The organism is Stutzerimonas nosocomialis (assembly GCF_005876855.1).
GTDB classification, from domain to species: Bacteria; Pseudomonadota; Gammaproteobacteria; order Pseudomonadales; family Pseudomonadaceae; genus Stutzerimonas; species Stutzerimonas nosocomialis.
This window is the reverse complement of the sequence record NZ_QLAE01000002.1, coordinates 233,001-241,233: the sequence shown is the minus strand read 5'-3', so window position 1 is coordinate 241,233 and position 8,233 is coordinate 233,001. Positions and strand designations below refer to the sequence as shown.

Annotated in this window: 7 protein-coding genes; 4 read left to right on the top strand and 3 right to left on the bottom strand. The window is 67.5% G+C overall.

Translation table 11 applies throughout. The annotated features are described in order from the left end of the window. Positions 1 to 36: 36 nt before the first annotated feature. Positions 37 to 1,338 carry a D-amino acid dehydrogenase gene (gene dadA / locus DN824_RS02185; protein ID WP_138406754.1) on the bottom strand — a complete coding sequence of 434 codons (1,302 nt, stop codon included), beginning with the start codon at positions 1,336 to 1,338 and terminating at the stop codon, positions 37 to 39. Between the two features lie 146 nt (positions 1,339 to 1,484). On the opposite strand from dadA, the gene DN824_RS02180 reads away from it, so the two are divergent. The 4 genes from DN824_RS02180 (at position 1,485) to DN824_RS02165 (ending at position 5,907) form a co-directional block, all read left to right on the top strand. Continuing rightward, on the top strand, positions 1,485 to 1,976 hold the full coding sequence (locus tag DN824_RS02180) for an Lrp/AsnC ligand binding domain-containing protein (RefSeq protein WP_138406753.1): 492 nt from the start codon (positions 1,485 to 1,487) through the stop codon (positions 1,974 to 1,976). A gap of 130 nt (positions 1,977 to 2,106) precedes the next feature. After that, the gene (locus DN824_RS02175) at positions 2,107 to 3,411 is read left to right on the top strand and encodes an NAD(P)/FAD-dependent oxidoreductase (protein WP_138406752.1); all 1,305 of its coding nucleotides are present in this window, start codon (positions 2,107 to 2,109) and stop codon (positions 3,409 to 3,411) included. 61 nt (positions 3,412 to 3,472) lie between these two features. Next, positions 3,473 to 5,011, top strand: coding sequence for a phospholipase D family protein (locus tag DN824_RS02170; protein ID WP_138406751.1), 1,539 nt, complete (start codon positions 3,473 to 3,475; stop codon positions 5,009 to 5,011). A gap of 158 nt (positions 5,012 to 5,169) precedes the next feature. Then, positions 5,170 to 5,907 (top strand): hypothetical protein, encoded by a 738-nt coding sequence (locus DN824_RS02165; protein WP_138406750.1) that lies wholly within the window; start codon positions 5,170 to 5,172, stop codon positions 5,905 to 5,907. 13 nt (positions 5,908 to 5,920) lie between these two features. Here the strand turns inward: DN824_RS02165 and DN824_RS02160 are convergent, their stop codons facing one another. After that, positions 5,921 to 6,439, bottom strand: coding sequence for an Mpo1 family 2-hydroxy fatty acid dioxygenase (locus DN824_RS02160; RefSeq protein WP_138406749.1), 519 nt, complete (start codon positions 6,437 to 6,439; stop codon positions 5,921 to 5,923). 38 nt (positions 6,440 to 6,477) lie between these two features. Continuing rightward, positions 6,478 to 8,061: a methyl-accepting chemotaxis protein gene (locus DN824_RS02155; protein ID WP_138406748.1), complete on the bottom strand. Its 1,584-nt coding sequence runs from the start codon at positions 8,059 to 8,061 to the stop codon at positions 6,478 to 6,480. Between the last annotated feature and the right edge of the window lie 172 nt (positions 8,062 to 8,233).

Sequence of the window (8,233 nt, the reverse complement as noted above, 5' to 3'; positions counted from 1 at the left end):
ACCGTGCCGCGGTTGATGACGATCTGACTCATGCGGTTATTGGTGTGCAGGCGCTGGATGGGCATGTTTGCGAATGTCCTTGTGCTGACCGTAACGGGAGATATCCAGGCCTTCGGTGCTGATCTGCGGACGGCGCCGGGCGATCAGATCCGCCAGCAACCGACCGGAGCCGCAGGCCATGGTCCAGCCGAGCGTACCATGGCCGGTATTGAGGAACAGGTTGCGGTAGGCGGTGGCACCGACGATGGGGGTGCCATCCGGCGTGGCCGGACGCAGGCCAGTCCAGAAGTCCGCCTGACGGGCATCCCCGCCTTCGGGGAACAGGTCGCCGACCACCATTTCCAGGGTCTCGCGGCGGCGCGGGTCGAGCGACAGGTCGTAGCCCGCGATCTCGGCCATCCCGCCGACGCGGATGCGCTGGTCGAAGCGGGTGATCGCCACCTTGTAGGTCTCGTCCAGCACCGTGGACATCGGTGCCATCGCCGGGTTGCCGATCGGCACCGTCAGCGAATAGCCCTTGAGCGGGTAGACCGGCGCGCGGATGCCCAGCGGCGCGAGCAGGGCCGGGCTGTAGCTGCCCAGCGCCAGCACGTAGCGGTCGGCGGTTTCCAGCCTGCCGTCGATCCAGACGCCATTGATGCGGTCGCCGGAAACGTCCAGCCGCTGGACGTTCTGCCCGAAGCGGAACTCGACGCCCAGCTGGCGCGCCATGTCCGCCAGCCGCGTGGTGAACAGCTGGCAATCGCCGGTCTGGTCATTGGGTAGGCGCAGGGCGCCGGTGAGCGTGTGCGCCACCTTGGCCAGCGCCGGCTCAGCGAGGGCGATGCCGGCGCGGTCGAGCAGTTCGTAGGGCACTCCGGAGCGCTCCAGCACCGCAATGTCCTTGGCCGCGCTGTCGAGTTGCGCCTGGGTGCGAAAGAGCTGGGTGGTGCCCAGCTGGCGGCCCTCGTAGTCGATGCCCGTCTCGGCGCGCAGCTCGTCCAGGCAATCGCGGCTGTATTCGGACAGGCGCACCATGCGCTCCTTGTTCACCGCGTAGCGGGCCGCGGTGCAGTTGCGCAGCATCTGAGCCATCCACAGGTACTGCTGCACGTCGCCGGTGAGCTTGATCGCCAGCGGGGCATGGCGCTGCAGCAGCCACTTGATCGCCTTGAGCGGCACGCCCGGCGCGGCCCAGGGCGAGGCATAGCCCGGCGAGACCTGGCCTGCGTTGGCGAAGCTGGTCTCCTGCGCGACCGCCGGCTGGCGGTCGACCACCGTCACCTCGAAACCGGCGCGCGCGAGGTAGTAGGCACTGGTGGTGCCGATCACGCCGCTGCCAAGTACCAGAACTCGCATTGCCGCCTCCCAGCCCGCCGAACGAGCTTTCCGTATGCACTATTGAGCGCAGTATAGAAAAGGCCAATCAGTGTTTTTGCCTATATAAGTGGCTATATTTGGCGATAAATCTCGCCAGAAAGCCGACTTTTGGAGGCATATCCACCATGCGAACCCGTCATCAAAGCCGCCGGGAACTCGACAAGATAGACCGGCAGATCCTGCGCCTGTTGCAAGCCGAGGGACGCTTGCCCTTCACCGAGCTCGGCGAGCGCGTCGGGCTGTCGACCACGCCCTGCACCGAGCGGGTCCGCCGCCTGGAGCGCGAGGGCATCATCATGGGCTACAGCGCCAGGCTAAATCCGCAGTTCCTGCAGGCAGGCCTGCTGGTGTTCGTCGAGATCAGCCTGGCCTACAAGTCCGGCGACATCTTCGAGGAATTCCGCCGGGCCGTGCTCAAGCTGCCCCATGTGCTGGAATGCCACCTGGTTTCGGGAGACTTCGACTACCTAGTCAAGGCACGCATTTCGGAGATGGCGTCCTACCGCAAACTGCTCGGCGACATCCTGCTCAAGCTGCCCCATGTCAGGGAGTCGAAAAGCTACATCGTCATGGAGGAAGTGAAGGAGTCCCTCGACCTTCCGGTACCCGAGCAGTGAACCCCGGCCGCCGATCGGCGCCGAAGCAGGACAGGAGCAAGGCCAGGAACGGCTCGCCCGATGCCTTCACGCTTTGCGTTGTATGAACGCCGGCCCTATGCTGGAAAGAAAAAATGTTTCAAGGTATGAAATGAGCCCGACGTCACCGCAGTCCGCCACCCACGCCAATTCCTACTACGCCGCCAGCACCAACCGCCAACTCGAACTGCCCAGCCTCACGGGCGAGCAGCGCGCCGACGTCTGCATCGTCGGCGGCGGCTTCAGCGGCCTCAATACCGCCATCGAACTGGCCGAACGCGGCCGCAGCGTGATCCTGCTGGAGGCGCGCCGCATCGGCTGGGGCGCCAGCGGCCGCAACGGCGGGCAGCTGATCCGGGGCGTGGGGCATGACGTCGAGCGGTTCGAGCGCTCGATCGGCACAGAGGGCGTGGTCGCCCTCAAGCAGATGGGCATCGAGGCGGTGGACATCGTCCGCCGGCGCATCGAACGCTATGCCATCGACTGCGACCTGACCTGGGGCTATTGCGACCTGGCGACCAAACCGCGCCACCTGAAGGCCTTCGAGGAGGAATACGCCGACCTGATGCGCCTGAGCTATCCGCACCCGGTGCAGCGGGTCTCGAAGATCAACCTCACCAACATCATCGGCTCGCAGCGCTACCTGGGCGGCCTGGTGGACATGGGATCGGGCCACCTGCATCCGCTGAACCTGGCGCTGGGCGAGGCCGCCGCGGCGCAGTCGCTCGGCGTGCGCCTGTTCGAGAACTCGGCCGTCACCCGCATCGACCATGGCGCAGAGGTGGCCGTGCATACCGAGCAGGGCGTGGTGCGCGCCGATACCCTGGTGCTCGCCTGCAACGCCTATCTGGGCGACCTGCAACCGCAGCTCGCCAGCAAGGTGCTGCCCGCCGGCAGCTACATCATCGCCACCGAGCGCATGCCCGAGGCCCTGTGCCGCGAGCTGCTGCCCCAGAACATGGCGGTGTGCGACCAGCGAGTGGCGCTCGACTACTTCCGCCTCTCGGCCGACGGCCGTCTGCTGTTCGGCGGCGCCTGCCACTACTCCGGCCGCGACCCCAAGGACATCGCCGCCTACATGCAGCCGAAGATGCTGCAGGTCTTCCCCCAGCTGGTCGGCATCGGCATCAGCTACCAGTGGGGCGGCATGATCGGTATCGGCGCCAACCGCCTGCCGCAGATCGGCCGCCTGCCTGACCATCCGAACGTCTATTACGCCCAGGCCTATTCGGGACACGGACTGAACGCAACGCACCTGGCCGGACGGCTGCTCGCCGAGGCGATCTGCGGCGAACAGAGCACCGGCTTCGACCTGTTCGCCGGCATCAGGCATCCCAGCTTCCCCGGCGGCCGCCACCTGCGCTCGCCGCTGCTCGCGCTGGGCATGCTCTGGTATCGGCTCAAGGACCGTTTCTGAATTACCGCACGCCGCCGGCGTCCAAGCATCCAAGGAATCAGAACGACAACAGGAGCGATGCGTGCGAGTGCTGATACTGGCGGTGCTGTTGCTGGCTGGCTGTGCCCAGGTCGCGCCTATCCCCTCCCATTCGTTCCCCCCGGACAGCACCCCGCTGGGCCGCCGTATCCTGGAGATGGCCGAGCAGCACCCGCCGGGCTACTCGGGCTTTCGCCTGCTCCATTCGAGCACCGAGGCCTTCGCCGCCCGCATCAAGATGTTCCGCTCGGCGCAGGCGACCCTGGACGTGCAGTACTACATCGTCCACGACGGCCTGAGCACGCGCGCGCTGGTCAAGGAATTGCTGCAGGCGGCCGATCGCGGCGTGCGGGTGCGCCTGCTGCTCGACGACACCACCAGCGACGGCAACGACTACCAGATCGCGCGGCTGGCCGCCCACCCCAACATCCAGGCGCGCGTATTCAACCCGCTCCACGTGGGGCGCAGCACCTTCGTCACCCGCTCGCTGGGGCGCCTGATGCTGCTGTCCCGCCAGCACCGGCGGATGCACAACAAGGTGGTGGTGGTCGACAGCAGCCTGGCGATCGTCGGCGGACGCAACCTGGGCGACGAATATTTCGAGGTCGACCAGGGATTCAACTTCACCGACATCGACCTGCTCGGCGTCGGCCCGGTGGCCACCGAGCTGGCCAGGAGCTTCGACGAGTACTGGAATCACGAGCTGAGCATCCCGATCCAGCGCTTCCTGTGGCGCCCCCCGACCGAACGTAGCCTGGCCGAGGCGCGCCAGCAGGTCGCCGACTACCTGGAACAGGCGCGGCTGGAGAACTCCGAGCGCTGGCAGCACCTGATGACCGACCTGCAGCAGCCGCAGTTCGAACACTGGCTGCAGGAGCTGACCTGGGCGCCCGGCCAGGCGCTGTGGGACCACCCCGACAAGATCGGCGCGACCGGCCTGCCCGACCCCGAGCTGCTGCTGACCACACGGCTCGAACCGACCCTGCGCGATGTCGAGCACGAGCTGACGCTGGTGTCGGCCTATTTCGTTCCCACCCAGACCGGCGTCGAATACTTCGCGCGCAAGGCCGAGGCGGGCATCACCATCCGCCTGCTGACCAATTCGCTGGAAGCCACTGACGTGCCCATCGTCCACGGCGGCTACGCGCCCTATCGCCCGCAGCTGCTGGAGATGGGCGTCCAGCTGTACGAAATGCGCCGGCAACCGGAAGAGGAAACCTCCTACAACCTCAGCGGCTCGTCCGAATCCAGCCTGCACAGCAAGGCGGCGGTCTTCGATCAGCAGCGGGTGTTCATCGGCTCGCTGAACTTCGACCCGCGGTCGGTGCTGTGGAATACCGAAGTCGGCATCCTCGTCGAAAGCCCCGACCTCGCCCGCCAGGTGCACGAGCTGACGCTGGAGGGCATGGCCCCCTCGATCAGCTACGAGGTGCGCCTGCAGGAGCGCGACGGCCAGCAGCAACTGGTCTGGCTCGCCGAGGACGACGGCCAGTCGTACGTGCTGGACAAGGAGCCGGGCGGGGCCTGGCGGCGCTTCAACGCCTGGATCGCGCGGGTCATCGGCCTGGAACGGATGCTCTGAGCGCGCCGACAACCACGCCGCACGAAGGTTCAGGGATGAACGGCGCAATCGGGGCAAATCACTCTTTGGTGCAATGGCGGTGCGCTCGTCGATGGGTAGGCTACGTCTGACTGCAGACCTGCAGCGCCGCTCGACAAAAATAAAAAAGGAGCACCTCCATGGCACGACCCTTGTGGTTAGGGATGATCATCGCGGTTGCCGGTTGCGTTTCCAGCCTGCTCGCATCCGCGCACGCTTCCCCCCTCGAAAACATGCAGATCCACGCCAACCGGGCCACCAGCAGCTTCTTGCTGTACCGCGGCGAAGGCTTCCAGCAGGCCCACCTTGCCCGCATGGAACAGGACATCGGCCAGCTCGACGCCGCCGTGCAGAGCCTCGCGACCGCCAGGCCGGACCTGCGCCTGAAACACCGTGAACTCGTCGAACTGCTGCGCGAAGGCGCCGCCTTCGGGCGTGAGGAAGACGACGTGCCCTGGGGCTGGACAGCGAAGCTGGCCAAGTCGCTGCGCGACTTCCTCAGCACTGCCCGCGAGCAGCAGGGCAGCGACAGGCGCGCCGAACTGCCGGCCAAGGTCGAGTACCTGGCTGTGCAGTACCTGAGCCGCGCCTACATCGGCTCGTTCGAGACCGCCCGCGAGCAGCCCGACACCTACCTGGGGCAGGACGAGCGCAAACTGATCCCGGCCATCGATGCGCAGATGGGCCAGCTCGAAACCGCCGGCGATCCGCTGGTCGCCAAGCTCAAGGGGCGCTGGGACTTCCTCAGATCGGCCCTGGCGGACATGAACAGCGGCAGCAACGGGTTCACCAGCGCTTCAGGGCGACCCTTCGCGCCGATCATGGTCGATCGCCACACCCGTGGGCTGAGCGACCAGTGGATGGCCACCGCCCGGTGATCGGTAACGCGGCTCAGGCCTGGACCGGGCGCCGCCTGAGCCCGCCGCTGCGGGCCTCGATCGCGAACCTCACCTCGTCGCGCAGCCCGATCAGGAATCCCGCTTCGGCGACCACGAACAGGGGGCCGACGATCAGCCCGCGCAGGTCGTCGAGAAAGGCCGGCTTGCGTCCCTCGTAATGATGTCCGATGAACTGGATCACCCAGCCGAGCGCGAACAGGCCGACCCCGACGGCCAGCCAGGACGCCGTCGCCCCGACGGCCAGCAAGGCTCCGCCCCACAGGCACAGCGCCAGCAACCCGGACATGACCAGCCCGTAGCGCACATCCAGCCGCAGGTAGAACACGGCCGCCAAACCGGCCGCCAGCATTGCTGGACTCACCCATAACCCGCCCAGCGACAGACCCGGCCGGGACAGCAGCACCGCCACGGCGAACACGATCATCGGAATGCCGATGAAATGGGTGACCAGGTTGCGCGGGTCACGGTGATAGGCCGCGTAACCGGCCAGGTGATCGATAAGCGTCTTCATCAAGCGTCATTCCCCACAGGTCATTATTGGCGCGCGCCTCAGCGCGACGCCGTTTCCGGTTCAGGCCGATACCCCAGCCGCAGGCCGCCCCAGTGCCGCCCGCGCACCATGATCGGCACCGAGAGGTCGTGCATCAGCTCGCCGGTGTCGCGGCTGTAGGTCTGCAACAGCAGCTCGCGCCGATGGCTGCCGCAGCGGCTTCCGGTGCGGTCGTCGAACAGCCGCTTGCCACGGCTCCTGACGATGTCGATGGCCGGATCGCCCACCGGTGGATGGTTGAACGCCCGGTTATGGGTGGGCACGTAACCCTCCGGCGTCGTGGCGATGGCATAGACCAGGGCATCGTTGCGCGCGAGCAGCGGCTCCTGGATGTCCGGCAACACCGTGTCGGCATAGCGATCGAAACGTGTCTGGTACTTCTGCGGCTGGGTACCGGGCAGCGGGACGTAACGGCGATCGAACAGGTCGTCCAGCGCGAGGCGCCCGGCCTGCAGGTCGGCTTCGAAGCGCGCGGCGATCGCCGCCGCGCCTTCGCGCGCCAGGTCATAGATGCGCTGGTGGTAGTCGTCGAGCTGGACCTGCGCCAGCTGCTCGCTGACGGTCTCGGCCTGGGCCACCAGACGTTCGGCGGCCTCCCCGACCTGGCGGGTCTGCACCTCGCTGCCGTTCACGTCCGCGCGCAGCTGATCGAGGGCGACGAACAGCCCGGCCAGGCGCTGGTGATTGCTGGCGGTGCCCGAGGCGATGACCGCCACCTGGCCTTCGACATCGCCGGCCAGCGTCGCGATCCGGGTCAGCTGGTCGCCGCTGACGGCCACCTCCCCCGCCGCCTGGTCCAGCTGGCCGGCCTGCTGCTGAATGTGGACGACCACCGCCTGGCTCTGCGCGCCGATGTCGCCGATCATCCGTCCGACATCCTCGGTGGCGCTGGCGGTGCGCCCCGCGAGGCTGCGCACCTCGTCGGCGACCACCGCGAAGCCGCGGCCCGCCTCGCCCGCTCGCGCCGCCTCGATCGCGGCGTTGAGGGCGAGCAGGTTGGTCTGGCTGGCGATCGACTGGATGACGTCGGTGATCCGGCGGATGTCTTCGGTGCGGCTGGCGAGCCCATCGAGCAGCTCGCGGCTGGCCTGGGTCTGGGCGCTCAGCTGGCGCATGCGCTCGACCGCCTGCTGCAGCCCCCGATGGCCTTCGTCGCTGGCATGCCTGACCGCCTCGGCCGCCTGCTGCGCCTGGCTCGCGCGCTCGGCGCTGTGCTGCTCGGTGTCGGTCATCGCCTGGGCGCCGCGGGCGATTTCACCCAGCGCGCCGAGCTGCGACTGCAGCCGGCTGGCCAGCTGCTCGACGCTGAACGCCACCTGGGCGGCGGCCAGCGCGTTGTGGCAGGTCTGTCGCGAAAGGCTCTGGCTCAGCGCCTCGAAGTCCGCCGTGGCCTCGGCAGCCGGCAGGGGAGGCTCATCGTCGCGCCGCCAGGGTCCGAGCCATGGCCAGAGCGCCAGGAGCATGGCCGATACGATCAGCAGCGCCGTCGGCACCGCCATCGCCTGATAGAACAGCAACAGGCCGAACAACGCCGCCGCGTGGATCAGGCAGGTCTTGGGAAAACGGAGAAATGTCGGGCGCATCCTGGCCTCTTCTTATGGGTGTCACGACAGACCGCTCGTACCGCCGCCGCGCCCGGAAACCCAGTGTTCCCTGGCCGCAGCCACGCCGGCAACCTCGACGGGTTATCGGCGCGGATTCATCCAACTGTAGAAGAGACCGGCCGCCGGCGCGAGCACCACGCGGGTAGCCGCG

Bases quoted from the DNA above. Each gene is read 5' to 3' on its own strand.
- dadA (WP_138406754.1), bottom strand. From the start codon at position 1,338: ATGCGAGTTCTGGTACTTGGCAGCGGCGTGATCGGCACCACCAGTGCC.
- DN824_RS02180 (WP_138406753.1), top strand. From the start codon at position 1,485: ATGCGAACCCGTCATCAAAGCCGCCGGGAACTCGACAAGATAGACCGG.
- DN824_RS02175 (WP_138406752.1), top strand. From the start codon at position 2,107: ATGAGCCCGACGTCACCGCAGTCCGCCACCCACGCCAATTCCTACTAC.
- DN824_RS02165 (WP_138406750.1), top strand. From the start codon at position 5,170: ATGGCACGACCCTTGTGGTTAGGGATGATCATCGCGGTTGCCGGTTGC.
- DN824_RS02160 (WP_138406749.1), bottom strand. From the start codon at position 6,439: ATGAAGACGCTTATCGATCACCTGGCCGGTTACGCGGCCTATCACCGT.
- DN824_RS02155 (WP_138406748.1), bottom strand. From the start codon at position 8,061: ATGCGCCCGACATTTCTCCGTTTTCCCAAGACCTGCCTGATCCACGCG.